21 protein-coding genes are annotated in these 26214 nt (G+C 65.5%); 12 read left to right on the forward strand and 9 right to left on the reverse strand.

What is annotated here, in order from left to right:
- Nucleotide 1 precedes the first annotated feature (1 nt).
- The 5 genes from HHL15_RS03665 (at nt 2) to pabB (ending at nt 6063) form a co-directional block, all read left to right on the forward strand.
- The gene (locus HHL15_RS03665; RefSeq protein ID WP_169144466.1) at nt 2-601 is read left to right on the forward strand and encodes an exosortase H-associated membrane protein; all 600 of its coding nucleotides are present in this window, start codon (nt 2-4) and stop codon (nt 599-601) included.
- Nucleotides 602-771: 170 nt separating this feature from the next.
- Nucleotides 772-1860 carry a GTP 3',8-cyclase MoaA gene (moaA, locus tag HHL15_RS03670; protein ID WP_169144467.1) on the forward strand — a complete coding sequence of 363 codons (1089 nt, stop codon included), beginning with the start codon at nt 772-774 and terminating at the stop codon, nt 1858-1860.
- Nucleotides 1861-2040: 180 nt separating this feature from the next.
- Nucleotides 2041-2952: a hypothetical protein gene (locus HHL15_RS03675; protein ID WP_169144468.1), complete on the forward strand. Its 912-nt coding sequence runs from the start codon at nt 2041-2043 to the stop codon at nt 2950-2952.
- Nucleotides 2953-3078: 126 nt separating this feature from the next.
- Nucleotides 3079-4215: a polyphosphate kinase 2 gene (ppk2, locus tag HHL15_RS03680; RefSeq protein ID WP_169144469.1), complete on the forward strand. Its 1137-nt coding sequence runs from the start codon at nt 3079-3081 to the stop codon at nt 4213-4215.
- Between the two features lie 72 nt (nt 4216-4287).
- Nucleotides 4288-6063 carry an aminodeoxychorismate synthase component I gene (pabB, locus tag HHL15_RS03685; RefSeq protein WP_169144470.1) on the forward strand — a complete coding sequence of 592 codons (1776 nt, stop codon included), beginning with the start codon at nt 4288-4290 and terminating at the stop codon, nt 6061-6063.
- 18 nt (nt 6064-6081) lie between these two features.
- Here pabB and HHL15_RS03690 read toward each other — a convergent pair whose 3' ends face one another.
- The 3 genes from HHL15_RS03690 to HHL15_RS03700 form a co-directional block, all read right to left on the reverse strand.
- Nucleotides 6082-6831 carry a hypothetical protein gene (locus tag HHL15_RS03690; RefSeq protein ID WP_169144471.1) on the reverse strand — a complete coding sequence of 250 codons (750 nt, stop codon included), beginning with the start codon at nt 6829-6831 and terminating at the stop codon, nt 6082-6084.
- On the reverse strand, nt 6828-7490 hold the full coding sequence (gene parA / locus HHL15_RS03695; protein WP_169144654.1) for a ParA family partition ATPase: 663 nt from the start codon (nt 7488-7490) through the stop codon (nt 6828-6830). Before parA ends, HHL15_RS03690 begins: the two co-directional genes overlap by 4 nt.
- Nucleotides 7491-7683: 193 nt before the next feature.
- Nucleotides 7684-8106 (reverse strand): hypothetical protein, encoded by a 423-nt coding sequence (locus tag HHL15_RS03700; protein WP_169144472.1) that lies wholly within the window; start codon nt 8104-8106, stop codon nt 7684-7686.
- Between the two features lie 204 nt (nt 8107-8310).
- On the opposite strand from HHL15_RS03700, the gene HHL15_RS03705 reads away from it, so the two are divergent.
- On the forward strand, nt 8311-9594 hold the full coding sequence (locus tag HHL15_RS03705) for an O-acetylhomoserine aminocarboxypropyltransferase/cysteine synthase family protein (RefSeq protein WP_169144473.1): 1284 nt from the start codon (nt 8311-8313) through the stop codon (nt 9592-9594).
- A gap of 67 nt (nt 9595-9661) precedes the next feature.
- Here HHL15_RS03705 and leuA read toward each other — a convergent pair whose 3' ends face one another.
- Nucleotides 9662-11362, reverse strand: a complete 1701-nt coding sequence (gene leuA / locus HHL15_RS03710; protein ID WP_169144474.1) for a 2-isopropylmalate synthase — start codon at nt 11360-11362, stop codon at nt 9662-9664.
- 378 nt (nt 11363-11740) lie between these two features.
- Nucleotides 11741-13189: a hypothetical protein gene (locus HHL15_RS03715; RefSeq protein WP_169144475.1), complete on the reverse strand. Its 1449-nt coding sequence runs from the start codon at nt 13187-13189 to the stop codon at nt 11741-11743.
- A 194-nt stretch (nt 13190-13383) separates the two neighbouring features.
- On the opposite strand from HHL15_RS03715, the gene HHL15_RS03720 reads away from it, so the two are divergent.
- On the forward strand, nt 13384-14178 hold the full coding sequence (locus tag HHL15_RS03720; RefSeq protein ID WP_169144476.1) for a thymidylate synthase: 795 nt from the start codon (nt 13384-13386) through the stop codon (nt 14176-14178).
- Nucleotides 14175-14681 carry a dihydrofolate reductase gene (locus tag HHL15_RS03725; RefSeq protein WP_169144477.1) on the forward strand — a complete coding sequence of 169 codons (507 nt, stop codon included), beginning with the start codon at nt 14175-14177 and terminating at the stop codon, nt 14679-14681. Before HHL15_RS03720 ends, HHL15_RS03725 begins: the two co-directional genes overlap by 4 nt.
- 66 nt (nt 14682-14747) lie before the next feature.
- On the opposite strand, the gene HHL15_RS03730 is transcribed toward HHL15_RS03725, so the two are convergent.
- From HHL15_RS03730 to apbC, 4 genes are all read right to left on the reverse strand, one after another.
- Entirely contained in the window at nt 14748-16991 is a 2244-nt protein-coding gene (locus tag HHL15_RS03730; RefSeq protein WP_169144478.1) for an arginine/lysine/ornithine decarboxylase, read from the reverse strand.
- Between the two features lie 116 nt (nt 16992-17107).
- Nucleotides 17108-17677, reverse strand: coding sequence for a dCTP deaminase (gene dcd, locus HHL15_RS03735; protein ID WP_169144479.1), 570 nt, complete (start codon nt 17675-17677; stop codon nt 17108-17110).
- A gap of 58 nt (nt 17678-17735) precedes the next feature.
- Nucleotides 17736-17924 carry an NF038104 family lipoprotein gene (locus HHL15_RS03740; RefSeq protein WP_169144480.1) on the reverse strand — a complete coding sequence of 63 codons (189 nt, stop codon included), beginning with the start codon at nt 17922-17924 and terminating at the stop codon, nt 17736-17738.
- Entirely contained in the window at nt 17921-19012 is a 1092-nt protein-coding gene (gene apbC / locus HHL15_RS03745; protein WP_169144655.1) for an iron-sulfur cluster carrier protein ApbC, read from the reverse strand. The genes HHL15_RS03740 and apbC overlap by 4 nt, the downstream gene beginning before the upstream one ends.
- 187 nt (nt 19013-19199) lie before the next feature.
- On the opposite strand from apbC, the gene metG reads away from it, so the two are divergent.
- The 4 genes from metG to HHL15_RS03765 all read left to right on the forward strand — a co-directional run bounded on the left by metG (nt 19200) and on the right by HHL15_RS03765 (nt 26184).
- Nucleotides 19200-21383: a methionine--tRNA ligase gene (metG, locus tag HHL15_RS03750; RefSeq protein ID WP_169144481.1), complete on the forward strand. Its 2184-nt coding sequence runs from the start codon at nt 19200-19202 to the stop codon at nt 21381-21383.
- A gap of 89 nt (nt 21384-21472) precedes the next feature.
- Nucleotides 21473-21754, forward strand: a complete 282-nt coding sequence (locus tag HHL15_RS03755) for a hypothetical protein (protein ID WP_169144482.1) — start codon at nt 21473-21475, stop codon at nt 21752-21754.
- 129 nt (nt 21755-21883) lie between these two features.
- Nucleotides 21884-23569: a SulP family inorganic anion transporter gene (locus tag HHL15_RS03760; RefSeq protein ID WP_169144483.1), complete on the forward strand. Its 1686-nt coding sequence runs from the start codon at nt 21884-21886 to the stop codon at nt 23567-23569.
- Nucleotides 23570-23703: 134 nt separating this feature from the next.
- A complete protein-coding gene (locus HHL15_RS03765) occupies nt 23704-26184 on the forward strand; it encodes a sensor domain-containing protein (RefSeq protein ID WP_169144484.1) in 2481 nt (826 codons plus the stop codon).
- Nucleotides 26185-26214: the final 30 nt, after the last annotated feature.

Here is a 26214-nt window from a genome sequence, read left to right on the forward strand (position 1 = left end):
CATGAGCCCGCAATTCAGCGTCATCGGCAGCTTCTTCCTGCGCACCCTGCTGTTCCTCGTCCCGACGCTGGCGCTGTGGTACGGCGCCCGCGACTGGGTTGTCACGCCGCCGGCCTGGCTGGCCGGCGAGGCGTTGCGCCATCTTTATCCCTCCTGGGTGCTGGGCATGGAGCGGGACGGTGTCAGCCACGTGCTGGTGACCAATCTGCGCATACTTGCCCAAAACGGGCGGATCGGCGAGCTGGCGCCCGAGATCCGCGCCTTGAGCTATTGCTACGGCTCGGCGCTGCTGCCCGCCCTGCTGCTGGCCAGCCGGGCCAAGGGGTTGTGGTGGAAGCTGCCCGCCGGCCTGGCCCTGCTGATCCCCTTCCAGGCCTGGGGCATCAGCTTCGCGTGGCTGTTGCAGGTGGCGGTCCAGTCCGGTCCCCAGGTCGCCCATCAGGCCGGCTTCTCCAGCCTGGGCATCAACCTGGTGGCGGTCGGCTACCAGTTCGGTTACCTCCTCTTCCCTGCCCTGGCGCCGGTCCTGATCTGGTTTGCCTTCGATCGCAGGCTGGTCGCCACCGTGCTGGTCGAAGGCAGCCTGTCGGCAAGGCACTGAGCCCATGCGCCGGAGTGCGGCGGGCTTCGCGCGGCCCGCCCGGCGGTTGCTCTCCCCTGCCTCAGCCTCCATAATTTTCTGAAAAGCACCGCCACTTGTCGAAGGACAAGGCGTCGGCGGCGCCGCGACACTTATAAAACGGCCTTCTCCAGCCGCCCCAGACAGACGCGATGACCCAGAGAGTGATTCCCCTCGCCGACGAACGCCAGTTGCGGCGGCAGCCCACCATCCCGCAGGTGCTGTCAGCCCCGACAGGACAGCTGCTGGACAGCCGGGGACGGGCCGTGAAGGACTTGCGCATCTCCGTCACCGATCGCTGCAACTTCCGTTGTGTGTACTGCATGCCCAAGTCGGTGTTCGACAAGGATTACGCCTTCCTGCCCCGCACATCCCTGCTCAGCTTCGAGGAGATCACCCGGCTGGCCCGCCTGTTCGCCGCCCATGGCGTCACCAAGATCCGCCTGACCGGCGGCGAGCCACTGCTGCGGCGCAATCTCGAGCAGCTGATCGAACAGCTGGTGCGCATCCCCGACATGGAGGTGACCCTCACCACCAACGGCGTGTTGCTGCCACGCAAGGCGGCGGCCCTGCGTGACGCCGGCCTGCGCCGCCTGACGGTCAGCCTGGACTCCCTCGACGATGCCACCTTCCGCGTCATGAACGACATGGACGTGCCCGTTGCCGAAGTGCTGCACGGCATCGAGGCGGCCCGCGCGGCCGGGCTCGGCCCGATCAAGATCAACATGGTGGTCAAGCGCGGCCTCAACGACCAGGAGATCCTGCCGATGGCCCGCCACTTCCGGGGCAGCGGCCACATCCTGCGCTTCATCGAGTTCATGGACGTGGGCAGTTCGAATGGCTGGCGGATGGACGATGTCGTTCCCTCAGGCGAAGTCCTGCAACGCATCCACGCCGAGTTTCCCCTGCAGCCGGTCGATCCCAACTACACCGGCGAAGTGGCCGAGCGCTGGCGCTACCTGGATGGCCAGGGCGAGATCGGGGTGATCTCGTCGGTCACCCAGGCCTTCTGTTCGAGCTGCACCCGGGCCCGCCTGTCCACCGAGGGCAGCCTGTACACCTGCCTGTTCGCCCAGAGCGGACATGACCTGCGCTCCCTGCTGCGGGCCGGCCACAGCGATGCGGAAGTCTCCGCCGTGATCGGCCGGATCTGGAACAGCCGGGGCGACCGCTACTCGGAGCTCCGCACGGCCGAAACCGCCGCCCTGCCCAAGATCGAGATGTCGTACATCGGCGGCTGAAGCGCCTGCCCGACGGCCGCCCAGCCTGTGACAAGATTCATAATCTGCAGGTGATTTTCTTGGTCGACTACGTCCCCGTCTTCGTTATGGTGCAAAATTTCATGTTGCCAGCGCCGGAAGGCGGGCACGATAACAATAGAGGCTAGCGCCTCCCCCAACCCTCAGCCCCAAGAGCGGACCATGGACAACAACGTTCCGGAAGGCACCAAACAGGTCATTGAAGGCCGTGAGCGTGTCTTCTACTCAGGTTACTGGGTCAAGACCTACAAGGTGCCCGAAGACACTCTCCAGGCCAAGCGCCAGCTCATCGGCGCCCTGACCCGGCGCCTCTTCAACCACGTCGAGCACGGCCTCAACATCCCAGGCAGCCGACTCAACGAGGCACGCAAGAGCTACGAGGAAGAAACCAGCCCCGAGCGACGCCGGGTCAAGGGGGCAATGCTTGCCGGCGCCCTCTTCAACCGCGCGGCCGACATCTTCACCAAGCTGGTCGAACTGCAGAGCGTGGGCATCGAAATCCAGTCCGACAACGCTCTCATGCGCGAATGCGGCCGCTGCCTGCAGGAAGCCCTCGGGCTCGGCCGGCTGGTCCTGCACCGCTCCGGCGAAGAAGGCATCGATGAACTGTGGGGCGAGCCCTTCAAGGCCTTCTCCATCCCTCTCGAAGACTTCTACGAGAGCCGCTACGTCAAAATCGCCATGACGCTGCGGGACATCGACCGGATCGCCGAGACCATCCAGACCACCTTCGAACAATTGCCCTGTTTCACCGGCATCGCCCCGCATGTGCGGGACTTTGCCGATGCCGCCAAGATCAAGACCGAAACCCTGCGTACCGATCCGGACATCTTCGACATCTGGACCAGCTTCGTCACCGCCGCCGAGCGCCTGTGCGGCCACTTCAACAGCGACGCCATGCCGGCCCAGCTGGAGGAGCAGCACCTGGTCGAGGACGGGCGCCTGCTGGTACAGCAAGGTCGCGACCTGGTCAGCTACATCACCCGGGCCCGCACCCCCATGCCCAAGAGCACCGCCGACTACACCGAGCGCTGCAAGGCCTACGTGGAACGCTGCGCCCGCAGGGCGGGCTGAAACCGCTCCCGCAATAACCCTTTTGCAACCAGGCCCATTGCGGGCGGGGAAGCATCGCCGGAGAATATCGTGTTCAAGGCGGCGCAATGCCGCCAACCCAGTCATACCAAGAAGAGGAAGCTGGCCATGAGCACGAAAGACAACACCTCCGGCAAAGCCCGGGCCCCCCGCCGCGCAAGGGCGGGCGACACCGCGCCACGCAACACGCCCGAATCCATCGAGCACTTCGTCGTCGACGAAGCCATCGCCGCCGCCCGCGAAGCCAAGGCCAGCGCGGTCAGCGACATCGTCGCCACCCTGGCGCGCCACGACACCCACAGCATCGCCGAGACCCTGCAGGCCATCATGGCCGGCGCCTCGCCGGACGACGCCGCCATCCTGCGCAACGCCCTGCTGGCCGAGGATGAGGCGGTCTACAAAAAGCTGCCCTCCCACCCGGACGAAGAGCTCGCCGACGGCTGGCGCGAAGGCGGCTATCCCTACAAGAACCTGATGTCCCGCAAGGCCTACGAGCGCCAGAAGTACCGCCTGCAGGTCGAGCTCCTCAAACTCCAGGCCTGGGTCAAGGAGACAGGCCAGCGGGTGGTGATCCTCTTCGAAGGCCGCGACGCAGCCGGCAAGGGCGGCACCATCAAGCGCTTCATGGAGCACCTCAACCCCCGCGGCGCCCACGTCGTGGCCCTCGAAAAGCCCACCGAGACCGAGCGCGGCCAATGGTATTTCCAGCGCTACGTGCAGCACCTGCCGACCGCCGGCGAGATCGCCCTGTTCGACCGTTCCTGGTACAACCGGGCCGGCGTTGAACGGGTCATGGGTTTCTGCACCCCCGACGAATACCTCGAATTCATGCGCCAGACGCCCGAGTTCGAGCGTCACCTGGTACGCAGCGGTGTGCACATCATCAAGTTCTGGTTCTCGGTCAGTCAGCAGGAGCAACGGCGCCGTTTCAAGGAGAGGGAATCCCATCCCCTCAAGCAGTGGAAGCTGAGCCCCATCGACATGGCCTCCCTCGACAAGTGGGACGACTACACCAAGGCCAAGGAAGCCATGTTCTTCCACACCGACACGGCTGACGCCCCGTGGACGGTGATCAAGTCGGATTGCAAGAAGCGCGCGCGCCTCAATGCCATGCGCTATGTCCTGCACAAGCTGCCCTACACCAACAAGGACATCGAGCATATCGGCCCACTGGACCCGCTGCTGGTCGGACGTGCCCACGTGGTGTACGAACGGGGCGAGCACGCCGGCAGCCCGCTGCTCTGAAGCACGGCACAAAGAGGGAGTAGTCCTTCGAGCCACTACGCCGCGGAGAGCACCAGGGGTAAACTCCGCGGCGTGACCGCCAAGCCCCCCCTCCCCGCCTTCGCCCTCTTCGACAACAACCTCGACCCGGGAGCCGCCGGCGCCTGGCTGCTGCGTGAGCTCAGGGAAACCCTGACCTGTCGCCCCGGCGACGACTGGCAGGCCGCCCTGCGCAAGCTGGAGGAGGCCTCCCGGCAAGGTGCCTGGGTCGCCATCGCCGCCAGCTACGAGCTGGGCTGCCTGATCGAACCCCGCCTGCGCCCCCTGCTCCGCAGCCCCGACCAGATCCTGCTGACCGGCTGGATCTTCGAACACGGCGAGTGGCTTGACGAGGCGGCCTGCGAAGCCTGGCTGGAATCCCGGGCCTACCAGCCGGCCGGCGGCGTCGGCGCCATCCGGTCTGGCATCACCGAATCCGGCTACCTCGCCCATATCGCCCGCATCCGGCAATACATCGCCGATGGCGACTGCTACCAGGTCAATTACACCTTCCCGCTGGAAGGCGAGCTGTTCGGTGACCCGGTCCACCTTTACCAGGCCCTGCGGCGCGCCCAGCCGGTTCGCTACGGCGCCTTCATCCAGCACGCCGAAGGCTGCATCCTGTCCCGCTCCCCGGAGCTTTTCCTGGAGCGCAGCGGGGACCGCCTGAGCAGCCAGCCCATGAAGGGCACCGCCCCGCGGGATTCCGACCCGGCCATCCTGGGCGCCTCGGCCAAGGACAAGGCCGAGAACATCATGATCGTGGACCTGATCCGCAATGACATGGGACGGCTGGCACCGCCCGGCGGCGTGCGGGTCGAGGACCTGTTCCGGATCGACCCCTATCCCACCGTCTGGCAGATGACCTCCCGGGTCGTGGCCGAGCCGGTGCAGGCCGATCTGGCGGCCATTTTCAGCGCCCTCTTCCCATGCGGCTCAATCACCGGTGCCCCCAGGATCCGCGCCATGGAGATCATCCACGAGCTGGAGCCCACCGAACGCGGTCTCTACTGCGGCGCACTCGGCTGGCTGCGCCCTGGCGGCGACTTCCGTTTCAGCGTACCGATCCGCACCGTGCTGGCAGACTCACAGGGCCGCGCCCGACTCAACCTGGGCAGCGGCGTGGTGTACGATTCCGTGGCGGAAGCCGAATGGGCCGAATGCCACCTGAAGGGTCGTTTTCTGACCGAGCTGCCCAAAGGCCTGCGGCTGATCGAAACCCTGCGCTACGACCCCGGCGAAACGCCCTTCCCGTTCTTGCCCGAACACCTGGAACGCCTGTCGGCATCAGCACAGTGGTTCGCTTACCCCTGTGACGAAAGTGCCGTCCGCCAAACACTCGCCCGAGTGGGAGGGGAGACCCCCCTGAGGGTGCGCCTGACACTGGGGCAAGCCGGGGACCTGCAACTCGAGACTGCTCCGCTTTCCATCGGCGCCCCGGGCGCGAACCCCACCATCGTCCTGTCACCCCTGCACACCGACAGCCGCGATCCGCTCTATCGTCACAAGACCACCGCCCGCCAGCTCTACGACCGGGAGCTGGCACGGGTCATGGCCGCAGGGCATTTCGACGCCGTCTTCGTGAACGAGAAGGGGGAGCTCACCGAAGGCGCGCGCAGCAACATCTTCGTGGAAAAAGCCGGCGAATGGCTGACGCCACCGGTCGAGGCGGGGGTGCTCGACGGCGTCCTGCGGCGGCGCCTGATCCGCGAAGGACGGGCCCGGGTGACCCGGCTTACAGCCGCAGACCTGCAACAGGCCGATGCCCTCTACATGGGCAACGGCCTGCGGGGACTGGTACGCGTCAGCCTGACCACGGCCTGGGCCTGACGCGCCCTTATCCCCTTCCTACTTCGCGCTCTTGCCCTTGGGCACCACGGCGAGACGTTCCACCAGGGCGCGCGTGTTGACCGTGGTTTCCTTGAGCAGCAGCTGGACACCCGCCCGCAGCAGCTCCGACTTGGTGCAGATGCGCCCGGCCTTGGCCAGGGCTTCGCGCAACAGCTTGAGCTGGGTGTGCTCGCTCTTGGGCATGGAGAAGGAGTCCCGCACCACCTTCTCGCGGATCACCTTGGGCGCCTTCACCGCCTTGGCGGCTTTCTCTTCCTTCACGGCCTTGAGCGGCTTCTCGGCCTTGACAGTCTTTTCCACCTTCACCGGCTTCTCGGCCTTCACAGGCTTTTCCGCTCGCACCGGCTTGGCCTTGACGGCGGCAGCCTTGACGGGCGCTTCGACCGCGGCCGGCAGGGGGGCCGCTTCAACCGGCTTGACGGCCTTCGCCGCCACCTTCTTTGCCGGGGCCGGCTTGACAGCCTTGGCCGCCACGGGCTTGTCGGCAACAGCCTTGGCCGGCCGCTTGGCGGCCGGCTTGGCGGCAGCCTTCACCGGCACCGGGGCTGCAACGGCCGGAGTCTCGGCAAGCGGAGCCACCGGGGCCTCGACAGCCTCGGCCTCGGGAGCGGCCGCCACGGCCGCCACCTCTACAACCGCAGGCTCGGCCACCGCTGCCACCACGGGCTGCTCGGGCAGGCGCGCCTCGAGGGACTCGCTCTCCTTCTGCAAGGTGGAACGAAGGGCCGATTTGATAGTGCTGTTCATACTTTCTCTCCTGTCAGTTTCAATACTTCAACAACCAGTTTGTCCACCTCCCGCGCGGCCTCGGAACCGGCCCGGCCCATCTGGTGGACCGAGGCACCGATCACGGCGCTCTGGGCGTAGGCATTACGCTGGGAAAGCGCCGCCCCCAGCATGGGAAGTGAGAAATCCCGCATCACCTCAAGAACATCCCAGGCCAGATTGGTTCGAACCACCCGGTTCGGCACCAACGCAGCCCGGAGGCTCTTGCGCACGGCCTGCACCTGCAGGACCAGCCGTTCGATACCCTTGGTGGACCACAGGTCCGCGGGGCTCGGCACCACCGGGATCAAGGCCAAATCGGCCTCCTGCAAGGCTGCCAGGACGGCCGGATGCTCAATGGAGGGTGGGCAGTCGATAAGCACGAAATCCCGCTGATGGGCCAGCCGCTTCAAGACTGCACGCAGGCCGGCGGGGTCTGCCAAACCTTCGACCACCGCCGGAAAAGGCTTACCCTCCGGCGCACTGCCAGCCCAGCGCAAGGCCGTCTCCTGGGAGTCGAGATCCAGCACGGCAACCCGGCGGTCCTTACTCGCCAGCCCACCGGCCAGCTGCATCGTCATCGTAGATTTCCCCGCCCCACCCTTCTGGGAGAGGATGGTGATCACCCTGATTCGTGCCACAACGCCTCCATTGCGTAATACCGTATTATTCTTGCGCAAATATCGCGAGCTTTCAAGAGCCATGTGACTCCGGCATCGCTAAGGGCTCGATGCTCCACCCTCTGCCCGGCACAAGGCAACGACAAAAGCCGGCGCACCCCACGGATGCGCCGGCTCAGCTTGTACTGCCCAGAAAATTCAGCGCTTCAGTACTTCAGCGCATGAAGTCCTGCTCGAAGGTGGCTCGCTGCGGCTTCGACCGGATCATGATGCGCCCCGGGCTGCCACGGCCCGGGCGCGCTGCACCGCCGTCGCACTCCTGCAGGACACCTCGCGTGCCGAGGCGAAGGCACTGCACGCCCAGCGGGTCGGAACAGCTGCCCGGCAGGTTGGCCTCCGGCCCCTCCTCCATGTGATCGATGCGCAGCAGCTCCAGAAAGCGCGACGCCGAATCACGGCAGCCAAACACGGTCAGGCGGCCGTCATTGGCACACAGCCAGCGCTCGTCGACCGTGATGCCTACACAGCATTCCCGCCCCCCACTCAGGCTGTGGATCCGCACCCGAGCCTGCCCCAGGCGCCAGAGCGGCGCCACCGCGAGTTCCAGCCATGTGGCATTGCGTCCCTTGAGTTCCATGTCTCTCCTCCTGTCTTGTAGTTGTAGTGCCCCGTAGTCAGTACCAAAAACCAGCGGCATGCATGGGACTTTGAGTATTATCGGCAACCGAGGATCGCGCGGGTAGGTGACGAATCCCGGATATTGATCAGGGAAAACCCTGTGATGAATCCGGCATACTCATCCAGCCGACGTACCCACTGATTTCAATCGGAGAAAAACACAATGAAACTCGAGACTCTCGCCGTCCACGGCGGTTACAGCCCGGACCCGACCACCAAGGCGGTGGCCGTGCCGATCTACCAGACCACCTCCTACGCCTTTGACGACACCCAGCACGGTGCCGATCTGTTCGACCTGAAGGTAGCCGGCAACATCTACACCCGCATCATGAATCCCACCCAGGCGGTGCTCGAAGCCCGGGTAGCGGCCATGGAAGGCGGCATCGCCGGACTCGCCCTGGCCTCGGGCATGGCGGCCATCACCTACGCGATCCAGACCATCGCCGAAGCCGGTGACAACATCGTCTCGGCGTCCACGCTGTACGGCGGCACCTACAACCTGTTCGCCCACACCCTGCCGCAGATCGGCATCCACGTGCGCTTCGCCGACTACCGCGACCCGGACTCCTTCGCGCCGCTGATCGACGAGCGGACCAAGGCGATCTACTGCGAGTCGGTCGGCAACCCGTTGGGCAACATCACCGATTTCGAAGCCCTGGCGGCCATTGCCCACGCCCACGGCATTCCGCTGATCGTGGACAACACGGTGCCCTCGCCCTACCTATGCCGCCCCATCGAGCACGGCGCCGACATCGTGGTGCACTCCCTCACCAAGTACCTGGGCGGCCATGGCACCTCCATCGGCGGCATCATCGTCGACAGCGGCAAGTTCCCGTGGGCCGAGCACAAGGAGCGCTTCCGCCGCCTGAATGAACCGGATGTGTCCTACCACGGCGTGGTCTACACCGAAGCCCTCGGCCCGGCAGCCTTCATCGGCCGCGCCCGGGTGGTGCCCCTGCGCAACATGGGCGCGGCAATCAGTCCCTTCAATGCCTTCCTGATCCTGCAAGGGGTCGAGACCCTGGCCCTGCGCATGGACCGGATCTGCGAGAGCACCCTGAAGGTGGCCGAATTCCTGAAGGGCCACGCCAAGGTGGCCTGGGTCAACTACGCCGGCCTGGCCGACCACCCCGACCGCGCGCTGGTCGACAAATACATGGGCGGCCGCGCCTCCGGCATCCTGAACTTCGGCGTGAAGAGCGCCGACGGTGACGGCAAGGCTGCCGGTGGCCGCTTCCAGGACGCCCTCAAGCTGGTGACCCGCCTGGTGAACATCGGTGACAGCAAGAGCCTGGCTTGCCATCCGGCCTCCACCACCCACCGTCAGTTGTCGCCGGAGGAGATGAAGAAGGCCGGCGTGTCCGAAGACATGGTCCGCCTGTCCATCGGCATCGAGCACATCGACGACATCCTGGCCGACCTGGACCAGGCCCTGGCCGCGGTGTAAGCCCGCCTCCAGCACCAAAGCAAAGGGCCGGGAATTCCCGGCCCTTTGTGTTTCAACAGCTCACGCGTCAGGCTGCACAGTCAGCGAAGAGCGTCTCCACCGATACCGCCCCGCTGCCCTCGCGGACACGGATGCGGTTGGCCGCGCTGACGATGGCACGGATCGACGCCGTCACCGTGCTGCGATCCATGCCGGCGCCGAAGGTGCTACCGGCCACGCCCTCCATGGCCACCTCGATCATCGCCATCGCGGCAGCATCAGCACCCTCGCCCATCGAGCGCTCCTCGAAGCTCTGCACCCGGATCGGCATGCGGAGGGCCGCCACGGCCGCCTCCACGGGGCCGTTACCTTCACCGCGGATCTCCATGCAACGCCCATTCACCTCGACCTCGAGGCGGATGCCCTGGCGCTCGCCAGCCTCGTAGAGGTGATGCCCCATGTAGCGCACCGGCGTAGCGGCCTCGAGGTATTCGCGGCTGAAGAGATTCCACAACTGGTGGGCATCCACTTCCTGGCCGCTCTCGTCGGTGAGGCACTGCACCGCGGTGCTGAACTCCACCTGCATGCGGCGCGGCATCACGAGCCCATACACGGTGTGGAGCAAGTGGGCTACGCCGCCCTTGCCGGACTGGCTGTTCACCCGGATCACCGAATCGTAGGTACGGCCGAGATCGGCCGGATCCACCGGCATGTAGGGCACGGCCCAGAGGGCGTCCGCCTGCTGCACCTCGAAGCCCTTCTTGATGGCGTCCTGGTGCGACCCGGAGAATGCGGTGAAGACGAGATCGCCGACGTAAGGATGGCGGGGATGGATCGGCAACTGGGTGCATTCCTCGGCCACCCGGGCCACATCGTTGATGTCCGAGAAGTCGAGGCCGGGGTGGATGCCCTGGGTGTACATGTTGAGGGCGAGGGTCACCACATCCACGTTGCCGGTACGCTCGCCATTGCCGAAGAGGCAGCCCTCGACCCGGTCTGCGCCCGCGAGCATGGCCATCTCGGCGGCGGCAACGCCGGTGCCCCGATCGTTGTGGGGATGCACGCTGAGCACGATCTGGTCGCGCCGGGCAAGATTGCGGTGCATCCACTCGATCTGATCCGCATAGACATTGGGCATCGCCACCTCGACCGTGGAGGGGAGGTTGATGATGACCTTCTCGCCCGGCCGCGGATCCCACTCCGCCACCACGGCATCACAGACTTCCTTGGCGAAGTCGAGCTCGGTGGCGGTGAAGGTCTCGGGGCTGTACTGGAGCACCCACTCGGTCTCCGGCTGGCTGGCGGCGAGCTCCTTGACGAGGCGCACGCTGGACACGGCAAGGGCCTTGACCTCGTCCTTGCTCATGCCGAACACCGTCTCACGGAACACCGGCGACGTGGCGTTGTAGATGTGCACGATGGCCCGGCGGGCGCCACGGAGGGACTCCATGGTGCGACGGATGAGGTGTTCCCGGGCCTGGCTGAGGACCTCGATGGTCACGTCGTCGGGGATCTCGCCCTGCTCGATGAGATGGCGGACGAAGTCGAAATCGGTCTGGGAGGCGGAAGGGAAAGCGACTTCGATTTCCTTGAAACCAATCGCCACGAGCTTGCGGAACATGCGCAACTTGCGGGCGGCATCCATGGGTTCGAAGAGGGCCTGGTTGCCGTCACGGAGATCGGTGCTCATCCAGATCGGCGGATGGGTGATCGTGCGGGCGGGCCACTGACGGTCGGCGAGGGCGACCGGGGGAAAGGCGGAATACTTGGTGTTCGGGTTCTTCAACATGATCTTGTCCTTTGCTTTCGTCGGAAACGGTTCGGGTGTTCGGATGCGGACGCAGGGCTGCCAGACTGCCGCGGGCTCGTGGCCTGGCAACCGGGGCGCAGTCGTAGGGACAGCAGGGCAAGATTCAGCGTGTTCATGGCAAAGCTCCGTTCAGCAAGCGTGTGAGGACGCAATTCGCCCGGATGGGCGACAGGGAACGACAACAGGAGGGGGAAGAGATGTGTGCCCGTTAGGGCAGCAGCAGACCCAGCCCGGAGAGGGCCAGTAGGGAGAAGAGATTGGTCTGTTGCGCGGAGGTCATGGGCAAAACAGTATCAGGACTTGCTCAAGCGCGTCAATCACTGATCCCGATAAAAAAATGACTATCCAGGACTGCACCTAAACCACGGCGCAGGGAGAGATCTGGTAGCCGGGTCCACCCGCCATGGCGCTGCCCGGCTCGAGCTTGAGCATCCGCGTCCCCAGACGGGCAAAGACCTGCCCCCCAGCCCGCATGAAACCCGGCTCGCATACCACCCGCACGCTGCGCCCCCGCACGGCCGGCTCACACAGGATGCCGATCCAGCTCCGCTGGCCGTCGTCAAGCACTACCTGCTGGGGATCGCTGGAGATCGTCTGCAGCCCGACCGAGACCCGCGCACGATCATCGAAACGGACACGCCGTACCAGCGCGAGCACCCAGCGGCCGGTCTCGCCCACGTGGGCTCCGACCAGGGCCCCCACCCGACAGACATCGGCGTCATACATAGCGGACTGGACGCCGAAGCCGTTGCGGCTTGCATCCAGCAGGGTCCAGGCTGCTGCCGGGCGAAGCAGGGCATCCCCCGACAACTGGGAGCGGATGAAACCCAGCCCCGTCGCCAGGGCCAGCTGCCCCTGCACGACATGACGGCGAAACTGGCGCATTGGCGGCTGAGGCCCCCACTGGCGCGCCAGATGCCGGACGGTGGCGGTGACCGATGGCAGGCTGATCCCGGCAAAGGCCGGCGCGGACGAGGCATCCGCCAGGCTGCGGGCGAGTTCGTCCAGCGCCGGCAAGGCATCACCGGGGCGGAAGAAACGCAGGTCGCCGGAGGGCTTGTCCGGCAGGGTCAGGCAGCGGCGCGGCGGCGCCAGCCTGTCCAGATCCACCGCAAACTGGCTGCCGGACAAGGGCTCGGCGCTCAGATCGAGGGCCGGCTGCAGGTAGCGGACCAGCTTGTCGGTGGCCTCGATGCGCTCGGGGGAGAGCTGATCGAGACTGGCGCAATGCAGGGCCACCAGGCGCACGAACTCGCGCTGGATGGTGGAGCGGGTCTCCCGCCCCTCGCGGATATTGATGGGCACATTGAGCCCACCGACATTGTGGGCATCGCGAAACGCCTGCCCTGCCCGCTGCCACACATCGCCAGGCAAGCCGTGATAATCGAAAGCCGCCCACTTCATCTCGCCAGCAGCGCTGCGCACCGTGCGCAAGCGGATCTCGGCGCGCAGGGGGTCGTCGACGGGCAGCGCGAAATCGGTGGCGAGGCCATCCAGCACGAGATCGTAGGCCCGCCCCAGGCTGGCGTAAAAATCCTTGCCGAGCGCCTTGTAGCGCAGGCTGCGCGAACCGAAGGCATTCGACAGGTAGAGCCCGGCAGCCTGACGCAGCTGAGGCTGGGCCGCCTCATCGAGCACTACCACCAGGCGGGCCAGTTCGGCGATGGGCAGTTCGGCTTCGTACTGGAAGGAATCGAGCCAGCGGATCAGCTCGACAATGGCCGTGGGCGCCGCGCTGGTAGCGATGTCGGTAAGCGCCTGACGGAGCTGTGCGGGCTCAAGAAGAGGATGCTGATTGTGAACCACGGTGCCCCCCTCCATGACTGCGCTGCGCCTCCCTGACGGCCCGATCGAGATCGTTGATTTGTGCTGGGCGATGTTAGCACAAGCCCTCATGCCCATGCCGGGCACTCCCCGCCACGAGACACGTCGGCCACATTTCGCCCCGGCCCCTGCATCGGGTAGACTTGCGGGCCTTTACTCCCCCTGCCCCCGGAATCATGCGCCAGTACCTTGAACTCATGCGCCACGTGGCGGAACGCGGCCACCGCAAGGATGACCGCACCGGCACCGGCACCCTCTCGGTCTTCGGCTGGCAGATGCGCTTCGATCTGGCCGAGGGCTTTCCGCTGCTCACCACCAAGAAACTGCACACCCGCTCGATCATCCACGAGCTGTTGTGGTTCCTGCGCGGCGACACCAACATCCGCTACCTCAAGGACAACGGTGTCTCGATCTGGGATGAATGGGCCGACGCGGACGGCGAACTGGGGCCGGTGTACGGCAAGCAGTGGCGCCGCTGGGAAGCCCCGGACGGGCGCAGCATCGACCAGATCAGCCAGCTCATCGAGGCGCTCAAGAAGAATCCGGATTCACGCCGCCACATCGTGTCGGCCTGGAATCCGTCGGAGGTGGACCGCATGGCCCTGCCTCCATGCCATGCCCTGTTCCAGTTCTACGTGGCTGGCGGCAAGCTGTCCTGCCAGCTTTACCAGCGCAGCGCCGACATCTTCCTGGGCGTGCCCTTCAACATCGCCAGCTACGCCCTGTTCACCCTGATGGTGGCCCAGGTCTGCGGCTATGAGCCGGGCGACTTCGTGTGGACGGGCGGCGACTGCCACTTGTACCTGAACCACCTGGAGCAGACCAAACTGCAGCTCTCCCGGGAACCCCGCGCTCTGCCCACCCTGCGCATCAACCCGGCGGTGAAGGACATCTTTGCCTTCACCATCGACGACTTCACCCTCGAGGGCTACGATCCGCATCCGCACATCTCTGCACCGGTGGCCGTGTGAGCACGCGCCAGCCCCTCCTTGCCCTGATCGCGGCCTGCGGCAAGGGCCGCGTGATCGGCATCGACAACCGCCTGCCCTGGCACCTGCCGGAAGACCTGAAGCACTTCCGCGAGACCACCCGCGGCAAACCCGTGATCATGGGCCGCAAGACCTGGGAATCCCTGCCCGACGCCTTCCGCCCCCTGCCTGGTCGCGCCAACATCGTGGTCAGCCGCAATGCTGGCTATACCGCCGCGGGCGGCACGGTGGTCGACGGCCTTCAGGCAGCCCTCGCAGCAGCCGGCGAGGCGGACACTGCCTTCGTGATCGGCGGTGCCGAGCTGTACCGCCAGGCCCTGCCCCTTGCCGACCGGCTGATCCTGACCGAGATCGACCAGGACTACCCGGGTGACGCCTTCTTCCCCGAGTTCAAACCCGATCAATGGGTGGAAGTGGAACGGGCGACGCACGTGTCCGGGTCCGGCCTGTCCTTCGCCTTCGTCACCTATGACCGACAACGCTGACATGCTGTCCAGCAAGTAAAAACGCCGCGGAGTCCGCGGCGTTTTTACTGGAGCCATCAACTTCCGTCAGTCCTTCACACAATCCACGAAGTAGTGGATGCGCCCGTCGCGCGGCTCCTTGACCAGGCCGTGCACGTCGGTTTCAAAGCCCGGGAAGCGTTCGTTGAACTCGCGGGCGAACTGCAGGTAGCGCACCACCGTCCGGTTGAAGCGCTCACCCGGGATCAGCAGGGGGATGCCCGGCGGATAGGGGGTCAGCAGCACGCTGGTGACCCGCCCTTCGAGCTCGTCGATGGACACCCGCTCAATGTTGCGGTGGGCCATCTTGGCAAAGGCATCGGCGGGCTTCATGGCCGGCACCATGTCGGACAGGTACATCTCGGTGGTCAGGCGGGCCACATCGTTGGAACGGTAGACCGCATGGATGTCCCGGCACAGGTCACGCAGGCCGACCCGCTCGTAGCGGGGGTTCTTCTGCACGAACTCGGGCAGCACCTTCCACAGCGGCTGGTTCTTGTCGTAGTCATCCTTGAACTGCTGCAGCTCGGTCACCATGCTGTTCCAGCGGCCCTTGGTGATGCCGATGGTGAACATGATGAAGAAGGAGTAGAGGCCGCACTTCTCGACGATGACCCCGTGCTCGGCCAGGTACTTGGTGACGATGGCCGCCGGAATGCCCCGCTCGGCAAACTCGCCATCCACGTCCAGGCCCGGGGTGATGATGGTGGCCTTGATCGGGTCGAGCATGTTGAAGCCTTCGGCCAGGTTGCCGAAGCCGTGCCAGCGCTCGCCGGGCTTGAGCATCCATGCCTCGCGCTCCTCGATGCCCTCTTCGGAAAGGTCGTCCGGGCCCCACACCTTGAACCACCAGTCGGCGCCCCACTCCTCGTCCACCTTGCGCATGGCCCGACGGAAGTCCAGGGCCTCGGCGATGGACTCCTCCACCAGGGCGGTGCCGCCCGGCTCTTCCATCATCGCCGCCGCCACGTCGCAGGAGGCGATGATCGCGTACTGGGGACTGGTCGAGGTGTGCATGAGGTAGGCCTCGTTGAACACATCCCGGTCGAGGCGCTGCGCTTCCGCGTCCTGCACGAGGATCTGCGACGCCTGGGACAGGCCGGCCAGCAGCTTGTGGGTGGACTGGGTGGAGAAGATCATCGACTCCTTGCAGCGCGGGCGGTCGGCACCGATGGCGTGGTAATCGCCATAGAAATCGTGGAAAGCCGCGTGGGGCAGCCAGGCCTCGTCGAAGTGCAGGGTGTCGATCTTGCCGTCCAGCTCTTCCTTGATCGCCTCGACGTTGTAGAGCACCCCGTCGTAGGTGGACTGGGTGATGGTCAGCACCCGCGGCTTGGCGGTCTTGTCGGCGATGAAGGGGTTGGCGTCGATCTTGCGCTGGATGCTCTCCCAGGCGAATTCGCTCTTGGGGATGGGGCCGATGATGCCGAAGTTGTTGCGGGTCGGCATCAGGAAGACCGGGATCGCTCCGGTCATCATGATGGCGTGGAGGATGGACTTGTGGCAGTTGCGGTCCACCACCACGATGTCGCCCGGCGCCACGGTGGAGTGCCAGACGATCTTGTTGGACGTGGACGTGCCGTTGGTGACGAAATAAAGGTGATCGCAGTTGAAGATGCGCGCCGCATTGCGCTCGGAGGCGGCCACCGGGCCGGTGTGGTCGAGCAGCTGGCCCAGCTCCTCTACCGCGTTGCAGACGTCGGCACGCAGCATGTTCTCGCCGAAGAACTGGTGGAACATCTGCCCCACCGGGCTCTTCAGGAAAGCGACGCCGCCGGAGTGGCCAGGGCAGTGCCAGGAGTAGGAGCCGTCCGAGGCGTAATGGACCAGGGCCCGGAAGAAGGGCGGCGGCAGGGACTCCAGATAGGCCTTTGCCTCACGCACCACGTTGCGGGCGATGAACTCCGGGGTGTCCTCGTACATGTGGATGAAGCCATGCAGCTCGCGCAGCACATCGTTGGGGATGTGGCGGGAGGTACGGGTTTCACCATGCAGGAAGATGGGGATGTCGGCGTTGCGCAGCCGGATCTCGCTGACAAAGGCACGCAGGTCGGCGATGGCCTTGGCGGCGGCTTCCGGGGACGAGAACTCCTCGTCGTCGATGGACAGGATGAAGGTCGAGGCCCGGCTCTGCTGCTGGGCAAACGAGGAGAGATCGCCGTAGCTGGTGACACCCAGGACCTGCAGACCTTCCTGCTCGATGGCTTCTGCCAGGGCGCGGATACCCAGCCCCGACGTGTTTTCCGAACGGAAGTCCTCGTCGATGACGATGACCGGAAAATTGAAGCGCATGCTCGAACTCCTCGAAACCCCGTTTTCAACGCGGGGGGATCAACAAAAAAGCTTTGGGCGGACCCGCGTGCCTGCGCATGGTCCGCCCCGTGTCCGGATACTAATCCGAAAGTATTTCAGATTTTGGGCAGTGTCACGCCCGTCTGACCCAGATATTTACCGCCCCGGTCCTTGTAGGAGGTGGCACACACCTCATCGGACTCGAAGAAGAGCATCTGGGCGACACCCTCGTTGGCGTAGATCTTGGCCGGCAGCGTCGTGGTGTTGGAGAACTCGAGGGTCACGTGGCCCTCCCACTCCGGCTCCAGCGGCGTCACATTGACGATGATGCCGCAGCGGGCATAGGTGGACTTGCCCAGGCACACGGTCAGCACGCTGCGCGGAATGCGGAAGTACTCCACCGTGCGGGCCAGCGCAAAGGAATTGGGCGGAATGATGCAGACATCGCCATTGAAATCCACGAAATTGCGCTCGTCGAAGTTCTTCGGATCGACGATGGTGGAGTTGATGTTGGTGAAGATCTTGAATTCGTTGGCGACGCGCACATCGTAGCCGTAACTCGACGTGCCGTAGGACACGATCTTGCCGCCCTCATTCTGGCGCACCAACTCAGGGGCGAAGGGCTCGATCATGCTCTGCTCGCCCTCTGCCATGCGGCGGATCCACTTGTCCGATTTGATGCTCACGCTGCGCCCCTGCCTAAAAAACGCGCATTCTAAGACAAGTCAAGAGACAACGCGCGCCTCAATTCTTTTTCGGCTCGTCGTCGTCCTTGACCGCGTCGTAGACACCCTTGCCCACCTTGAACGGGATCTTCACCACCTCGACCCCCACATCGACCGCGGTCCCCACCACCGCACCCACCACGCAGCCCGACAGGCCCGTCGTGCAGGCCACCAGCACGGCGGCCCGCATCAGGAGGCGTGCACTCATGTGTTCTGCACCACGATGCTCGGGAACTTGTGGCTCATGTCCTTCTGGCGCTCGGCGATGGCGATGGCGACCTGGCGGGCGATACCCTTGTAGAGCTCCGCCACGCGCCCCTCCGGATCGGCCACCACGCTGGGCACGCCGCCATCCACCTGCTTGCGGATCTGGATATCGAGAGGCAGCGCGCCGAGGAAGGGCACGCCGTAATCCTTGCACATGGCCTCACCGCCGCCGGAACCGAAGATGTGCTCCTCGTGGCCGCACTTGGAGCAGATGTGGATGCTCATGTTCTCGACGATGCCGATGATGGGAACCCCCACCTTCTCGAACATCTTGAGACCCTTGCGGGCATCCAGCAGGGCGATGTCCTGGGGCGTGGTGACGATCACCGCGCCGGTCACCGGCACGCTCTGGGACAGGGTCAGCTGGATGTCGCCGGTACCCGGCGGCATGTCGATGATGAGGTAGTCCAGCTCCTTCCAGTTGGTTTCCTTGAGCAACTGGTTGAGAGCCTGGGTAGCCATCGGGCCACGCCACACCATCGGCGTCTCCACATCCACCAGGAAGCCGATCGACATCACCTGCAGGCCGTGGGCCTGCAGCGGCTCCATCGACTTGCCGTCGGCGGATTCGGGCTGCTGGCCACCAATGCCGAGCATCTGGGGCTGGGACGGGCCGTAGATGTCGGCATCCAGGATGCCGACCGTGGCGCCCTCGGCGGCCAGGGCCAGGGCCAGGTTCACCGAGGTGGTGCTCTTGCCCACGCCGCCCTTGCCCGAGGCCACGGCGACGATGTTCTTGACCCCCGGCAACAGCTTGACGCCCTGCTGAACGGCATGGGCGACGATGCGGGTGAACACGTTGGCGCTCACGTTGCCGACGCCCGGCACACCCTTCACCGCGCCGATCACGCCCTGGCGGATGGCGTCGATCTGGCTCTTGGCCGGGTAACCCAGCTCAATGTCAAAGGACACGTCGGCCCCGCTGACACGCACATTCTTGACCCAGCGGGCGGACACGTAATCCTTGCCGGTATTGGGGTCGGCGTACTGCCGGAGGCTGTCGAGGACGCTTTGTTCGGTAAGACTCATGGTGTCGGAGGCCGGGCCGCGGCGGAAAAATGAAAACATGGCGGAATCGGGCGAAGGAAGCAAACCCGAGTAATTTACTCCAGTTTGCCCCGCAGTTTACCCAATTCCCGCCCTGTCCGCGACGGGGCGGGGGGTGAATCGCTTTGCTAGAATGGCGGATTCCGAATTCACACGCAGCACGCCGCCCATGACCACCCCGCGCAAGATCCTCGTCACCAACGCCCTGCCCTACGCCAATGGCGACATTCACCTCGGCCACTTGGTGGGCTACATCCAGGCCGACATCTGGGTGCGCTACCAGCGCATGCGCGGCAACGCGGTGCATTACGTCTGCGCGGACGACACCCACGGCACGCCGGTGATGCTGCGCGCCGAAAAGGAAGGCCTGACCCCCGAGCAGCTCATCAACCGGGTGCATGGCGAGCACTCCCGTGACTTCCGCGACTTCGGCGTGGCCTTCGACAACTATCACTCCACCCACAGCGAAGAAAACCGCTGGTACGCGGAAGACATCTACACCCGTCTGCGCGACGGCGCCCGGCTGATCGAAACCCGCGCCATCGAACAGTTCTACGACCCGGTCAAGGAGATGTTCCTGCCCGACCGCTTCATCAAGGGCGAGTGCCCCAAGTGCGGCGCGGCGGACCAGTACGGCGACAACTGTGAGGTCTGCGGGGCCGCCTACGCACCCACCGAGCTCAAGAACCCGTATTCCGCGGTGTCCGGCGCCAAGCCGGTGCTGAAGACCTCCGAACACTACTTCTTCCGCCTGTCTGACCCACGCGCAGTGGAGTTCCTGCGTGACTGGACCCAGGGCACCACGCCCGACGGCTCCCGCCGCCTGCAGCTGGAAGCGGCCAACAAGATGAAGGAGTGGCTGGGCGACGCCGGCGAGAACAAGCTCTCCGACTGGGACATCTCCCGTGACGCCCCCTACTTCGGCTTCGAGATCCCCGACGCGCCGGGCAAGTATTTCTACGTCTGGCTGGATGCGCCGATCGGCTACTTCGCCAGCTTCAAGAACCTCGCCGCCCGCAACCCGGACATCGACGTCGCCGCCTTCACCGAGTCCGGCCCGGCCGCCGCCACCGGCACCGAGCTGATTCACTTCATCGGCAAGGACATCTTGTACTTCCACGCCCTGTTCTGGCCCGCCATGCTTCACTTCGCCGGCTACCGCTCGCCCACCCAGCTGTGCGTCAACGGCTTCCTCACCGTTGACGGCGCCAAGATGAGCAAGAGCCGCGGCACCTTCATCACTGCCCGCTCCTACACCGAGCAGAAGCTCAATCCCGAGTGGCTGCGCTACTACTTCGCCGGCAAGTCCAACGGCACCATGGAGGACGTGGACCTCAACCTCGACGACATGATCGCCAAGGTCAATTCCGACCTGGTGGGCAAGTTCGTCAACATTGCCAGCCGCTGCGCCGGCTTCATCGCCAAGCGCTTCGACGGCAAGCTGGGCAGCCACGACGCAGCCGCCGCCCTGGACTGGAACCTGGACGAAGTCGCCGCCGCCTACGAGAACCGCGACTACAGCCGCGCCCTGCGCCGGATCATGGAGTTTGCCGACCAGGCCAACGGCTACGTGAATGACAACAAGCCCTGGGAGCTGGTCAAGCAGGAAGGCCAGGAGGCCCGCCTGCATGTGGTATGCACCACTGCCATCAACATCTTCAAGGCGCTCACCGGCCTGCTCAAGCCGGTGCTGCCGAGCCTCGCCGCCCAGGTCGAGACCTTCCTGGCAATCGAACCGCTGAGCTGGGACAACCTGCTCGCCCCCCTGCCCGCCGGCCACGCCATCGGCGCCTACAGCCACCTGATGACCCGCATCGAGCGCAAGCAGGTGGATGCCCTGCTCGAGGCCAACCGCGAGTCCCTCGCCCCTGCCACCACCGAAACCCAGCCCGCCAAGGGCGCCAAGGATGCGGCCAAGGCGGCACACTCCGAACAGCGCCACGCCCAGCACCAGGCCAATGCCGCCGCCACCGAAACCGAACAGGCCAGCGAGTTCGAGCCCTACATCTCGATCGACGACTTCGGCAAGGTGGACCTGCGCATCGCCCGTATCGTCAGCGCCGAGCACGTCGAAGGCGCCGCCAAGCTGCTGCGCCTGCAGCTCGACATCGGCGAGACCCAGGACGGCCAGATGCGACCCCGCCAAGTCTTTGCCGGCATCAAGAGCGCCTACGACCCGGCCACCCTGGTCGGCCGCCTCACCGTGATGGTGGCCAACCTGGCTCCGCGCAAGATGAAGTTCGGCATGTCGGAAGGCATGGTGCTGGCCGCCTCCGACGCCTCCGGTGAAACCCCGGGCCTCTTCATCCTGTCTCCCGACGCCGGCGCCATGCCGGGCATGCGGGTCAAGTAACGGGACACGCACAGCAGCGGCAGGCCTGCCCGAGCGCAAGCCTGCCGTAAGCAGCCTGTCAGCCCCATACCCTAGCTTTACACCCCGTCATGAGCACCCAACGATCTCCCCTTCCACGCCTGACGCCCGCCTTCTGGGGCTGGGCCGCCCTCGACATGATCGGGGTCATGGTGCTCGCCGTCGGCGCCGCCTACCTGCTCGAGGATCGTGCCTCGATCCTGCCGGGCTTTCCGGCCAACAGCCTGCAGGCCTGGATCTGCGTGGGGGGCGGCATCGTCACCGTGTTCATCGCCGCTGTGAAGATGCTGGTCGAAGTCATGCACAGCGCCTCGGCCGGCCGCGACGCCGCCAACGACAGCAACTTTTCCTGACCCGCCCCCGGCCCATGCCCCTCACCGCCTGCAAACGATGGATCGTCCAGCATCGTACCGGGCCGGGCCCACACCCTCCGCAAGACGCACCTTCGGGTGACGCAATCCCCCCTCATTTGCGGAGGTACCATGAAATTCGTATTTCGCCCCAAACTCCTCGACACGCTTCCCGGCTATAACGGCGCCCAGTTCGGCCGCGATGCCTCGGCCGGCCTCACCGTCGGGGTGCTCGCACTGCCCCTGGCCATGGCCTTCGCCATCGCCTCCGGCATGTCCCCCACCGCCGGCATCTGGACGGCCATCGTCGCCGGCTTCCTGATCTCCGCCCTCGGCGGCTCCCGAGTGCAGATCGGCGGCCCCACCGGAGCCTTCATTCCCATCATCTACGGCATCGTCGTCGAATACGGCGTGCAGAACCTGCTGGTCGCCACCATGCTGGCCGGCGCCATGCTGGTGGCGATGGGCCTGTTCCGCCTCGGCAACCTGATCCGCTTCATCCCCAAGACGGTGGTGATCGGCTTCACCAATGGCATTGCGGTGGTGATCTTCCTGGCCCAGATAAAAGACTTCCTGGGCCTCCGGATCGACCACCTGCCGGGCGAGTTCTTCGGCAAGGTGAAAGCCCTCGTCACGCACCTGGACACCATCGACCTGCCCACCGTGGGACTGTCGGTGGCCTCGCTGGCGGTGCTCCTCTCCTGGAACCGCCTGGCCCGACGCTTCAAGCCCCTGGCCAGGCTGCCCGGCCCCCTTGGAGTGCTGGTGATCGCAACCGTGGTCAATGCCATCCTGCAACTGCCCGTGGAAACCATCGGCAGCCGCTTCAACGGCATCCCCCAGGATCTGCCCGCCTTCGCCCTGCCGGAGCTGTCCCTCGAAACCCTGGGCAAGCTGATCTCTCCGGCCCTGACCATCGCCCTGCTGGGCGCCATCGAGTCGCTGCTGTCGGCGCGGGTCGCCGACGCCGCCATCGAAGACCGCCATGACCCCAACCAGGAACTGATCGCCCAGGGCCTGGCCAACCTGGTGGCGCCGCTGTTCGGGGGCTTTGCCGCCACCGGCGCCATCGCTCGCACCGCCACCAACGTCCGCACCGGCGGCCGCTCCCCGGTGGCCGGCATCGTCCATTCCCTCGTCCTTCTGGCTGTGGTCCTCGTGCTGGCCCCCTTTGCCAAGCACATTCCACTCGCCACCCTGTCGGCAATCGTGGTGGTGGTGGCGGTCAACATGGGTGAATGGCATGAATTCCGCGGGCTCGGGCGCTTCGCCGCCACCTATCGCACCATCCTGCTGACCACCTTCTTCGTCACCGTTTTCTTCGACCTGACCCTCGCGGTTGAGCTCGGCATGGTGATGGCCAGCCTGTTCTTCATCTACCGCATGTCCGACCTGACGCGGGTCGAGCGCATGCCCCTCGGCGAACTGTCGATGCTGCCGGACTTCCTGTACCCGGACGGCACGCCGCGGGTGGTGGCCTATTCACTGTACGGAACGCTGTTCTTCGGCGCCATCCACAAGCTCGAGGCCCTGCTCGACCCAGCCGAGCGGCATCCGGAGGTGGTCATCCTCGACATGCATCACCTGGTCAACCTGGACACCACCGGCCTGGAGGGCCTCGAAAGCCTGTGCAGGAACCTGCACAAGCGCGGCTGCGCCCTGATCCTGTGCAACCTCAATGCCCAGCCTGAATCCCTGATCCATCGCTCCGGCTTCGAGGACGAGGTCGGCATCAACAACATCTGCGGCGATATCTATTCGGCCCTCGCCCGGGCCCGCAACTTCCTGCCGCGCCTCATGGATGAAGACAATATCTGAAGCCGGTCGCCAACCCACGGCCCGGGGATGCCATATGTAATATTCACGGCGCATCCTTTCAAAAGCGTTAAAATGAGTTTCTCAATCAAACTCCAGGCTCCAGCGCACCGGAATCGACAGCAGCCGTGCTTGCCTTGCCCTCCTCCGAAGATCCCGACAACTGGGCGTTCCAGCTGTCGCTCTTCGAGCATTTTCCGACCCTGATCTGGCGCTCCGGCGCGGATGCGCGCTGCACCTACTTCAACAAGACCTGGCTGGATTTCACCGGCCGCAGCCTGGGGCAGGAGGTCGGCGACGGCTGGACCATGGGCGTGCACCCGGAGGACTTCGACCGCTGCGTCAGCACCTACCTGGAACATTTCACGGTCCGCACGCCCTTCGAGATGGAGTTCCGGCTCCGCCGCAAGGACGGCAACTACCGCTGGATCCTCAACACGGGCCGCCCCCTGTACGACCAGGCCGGCGAGTTCGCCGGCTACATCAGCTCGTGCATTGACATCACCGACCGCCGCAACACGGAGGCCGAACTGCGCGAGCGGGAAACCCGCATGCGCACCCTCCTCGCCTCCATGGGCGAAGGCGTGATCATGCGCGACGCCGGCGGCGTCCTGCTGCTCCACAACGTCATGGCCGAGGAGATCCTCGGCCTGAGCGCCGAGCAGATGAAGGGCTGGGACATCCACAACAAGCTCATCACCTACCTGGATGAAGAGGGCGAACCCCTTGCTCCCTCCCAGACCCCGGCGATGCAGGCCCTGTCCACCGGGCTGCCCCAATCCGGCCTGCTCGGGCTCGATCGCCCGGACGGCGGGCGGCGCTGGCTGTGGACCAACTCCGTCCCGCTCTTCTACGATCATTCCGACGAACGCCGCGGGGTGGTGACCACCATCGCCGACGTGACCGCCCGGCGTGACAGCGAAGAACAGCTGCGCCTGGCCTTGACGGTGTTCCGCAACAGCATCGAAGCCATCATCGTGACCGACGCGCAGCAGCGCATCCTGTCGGTGAACCAGGCCTTCACCGATGTCACCGGCTACACCTCCGCGGAGGCCGTCGGCCAGACTCCGCGCCTGCTGCATTCCGGCCACCATGACCGCAGCTTCTACGAGGCCATGTGGCGGGACATCAGCATCAACGGCTTCTGGCAGGGCGAGATCCACGACCGGCGCAAGGATGGCACGCTCTACCCGGCTGCCCTGTCGATCAGCACCGTGCGCGACCGCAGCGGCCGGGTCACCCACTACGTGGCGGTGTTCTCCGACATCACCGAACGCAAAGCTTCGGAAGCGCGCATCGCCTTCCTGGCCCAGCATGATCCGCTGACCGGCCTGCCCAACCGCACCCTGCTGCAGGACCGCCTGGATCAGTCACTGGCCCAGGCGGCACGCCATGGCTCGCGCATTGCCCTGCTCTTCCTCGACCTGGACCGCTTCAAGACCATCAACGACTCCCTCGGCCACATGGTGGGCGACCGCCTGCTGCAGGGGGTCGCCCTGCGCCTGAGCGCCTGCATCCGCGAGACCGACACGGTCAGCCGCCAGGGTGGCGACGAATTCCTGATCGTGCTGACCGACATCAAGGCGCCGGACGACGCCGCCCGGGTGGCAGAGAAGATCCTCGACAAGCTCTGCCCGGCCTTTGAGATCGAGGGCCAGCAACTCGCCACGTCCTTCTCCATCGGCATCGCCCTCTACCCCGAAGACGGGGAGTGCGCCGAGACCCTGATGAAGAACGCCGACACGGCCATGTACCACGCCAAGGAAGAGGGGCGTAACACCTACCGCTTCTTCGACGAGGTCATGAACGTCAATGCCCTCGAGCGGCTGCACATGGAAAACGCGCTGCGCCGGGCGCTGGACCAGCAGGAATTCCAGCTTTACTACCAGCCCCAGGTGAACCTGGCGAGCGGCCGCATCATCGGCATGGAAGCCCTGCTGCGCTGGTTCAGCGGCACCCTGGGCGGCATCTCGCCGGCCCACTTCATTCCGCTGGCGGAGGAGTGCGGGCTGATCGTCCCGATCGGCCGCTGGGTGCTGTTCGAGGCCTGCCGCCAGGCCCGCCAGTGGCAGGACCGGGGGTTGCCCCCGGTACCCGTGGCGGTCAACCTGTCGGCCCTGCAGTTCCGCCGCGCCGACATGGTGGCTACCATCCGCGAAGCCCTCGAAGCGGCCAGGCTCGACGCCCGCTGGCTGGAGCTGGAGCTCACCGAATCCCTGCTGATGCAGTCGGGAACCGAAGTGGAGGCGACGCTGCGGGAGCTCAAGGCGCTGGGCGTGCGCATGTCCATCGACGATTTCGGCACCGGCTACTCGAGCCTGGCCTACCTCAAGCGCTTCCCGGTGGATTGCCTGAAGATCGACCAGAGCTTTGTGCGCGACCTCACCGACGATCCGGATGACGCCGCCATCGTGCGGGCGGTGATCCAGCTGGGGCGCAGCCTGCGCCTGGAGGTCATCGCCGAGGGCACCGAGACCCCCGACCAGCTCGACTTCCTGCGCAACGAGGGCTGCTCCGCGGCCCAGGGCTATGTCTTCAGCCCCCCCCTGCCGGCAGATGCGGTGACCGAACTGCTGCGCATCGGAACGCTCCCGGCCGCCCCCATCATCCCCTGCTGACTGCGCCCGGCCGAGCAGGCGCAGCCTCTC

It is taken from the genome of Zoogloea dura, from assembly GCF_012927165.1.
GTDB lineage: Bacteria > Pseudomonadota > Gammaproteobacteria > Burkholderiales > Rhodocyclaceae > Zoogloea > Zoogloea dura.

Excerpts from the sequence above, each read along its gene's own strand:
- HHL15_RS03700 (WP_169144472.1), bottom strand. The coding sequence starts at position 8,106 with ATGGAACTCAAGGGACGCAATGCCACATGGCTGGAACTCGCGGTGGCG.
- apbC (WP_169144655.1), bottom strand. The coding sequence starts at position 19,012 with ATGAGTCTTACCGAACAAAGCGTCCTCGACAGCCTCCGGCAGTACGCC.
- HHL15_RS03740 (WP_169144480.1), bottom strand. The coding sequence starts at position 17,924 with ATGAGTGCACGCCTCCTGATGCGGGCCGCCGTGCTGGTGGCCTGCACG.
- HHL15_RS03755 (WP_169144482.1), top strand. The coding sequence starts at position 21,473 with ATGAGCACCCAACGATCTCCCCTTCCACGCCTGACGCCCGCCTTCTGG.
- leuA (WP_169144474.1), bottom strand. The coding sequence starts at position 11,362 with ATGTTGAAGAACCCGAACACCAAGTATTCCGCCTTTCCCCCGGTCGCC.
- HHL15_RS03675 (WP_169144468.1), top strand. The coding sequence starts at position 2,041 with ATGGACAACAACGTTCCGGAAGGCACCAAACAGGTCATTGAAGGCCGT.
- moaA (WP_169144467.1), top strand. The coding sequence starts at position 772 with ATGACCCAGAGAGTGATTCCCCTCGCCGACGAACGCCAGTTGCGGCGG.
- HHL15_RS03760 (WP_169144483.1), top strand. The coding sequence starts at position 21,884 with ATGAAATTCGTATTTCGCCCCAAACTCCTCGACACGCTTCCCGGCTAT.
- metG (WP_169144481.1), top strand. The coding sequence starts at position 19,200 with ATGACCACCCCGCGCAAGATCCTCGTCACCAACGCCCTGCCCTACGCC.
- HHL15_RS03690 (WP_169144471.1), bottom strand. The coding sequence starts at position 6,831 with ATGAACAGCACTATCAAATCGGCCCTTCGTTCCACCTTGCAGAAGGAG.
- HHL15_RS03705 (WP_169144473.1), top strand. The coding sequence starts at position 8,311 with ATGAAACTCGAGACTCTCGCCGTCCACGGCGGTTACAGCCCGGACCCG.
- HHL15_RS03730 (WP_169144478.1), bottom strand. The coding sequence starts at position 16,991 with ATGCGCTTCAATTTTCCGGTCATCGTCATCGACGAGGACTTCCGTTCG.
- HHL15_RS03665 (WP_169144466.1), top strand. The coding sequence starts at position 2 with ATGAGCCCGCAATTCAGCGTCATCGGCAGCTTCTTCCTGCGCACCCTG.
- HHL15_RS03720 (WP_169144476.1), top strand. The coding sequence starts at position 13,384 with ATGCGCCAGTACCTTGAACTCATGCGCCACGTGGCGGAACGCGGCCAC.
- ppk2 (WP_169144469.1), top strand. The coding sequence starts at position 3,079 with ATGAGCACGAAAGACAACACCTCCGGCAAAGCCCGGGCCCCCCGCCGC.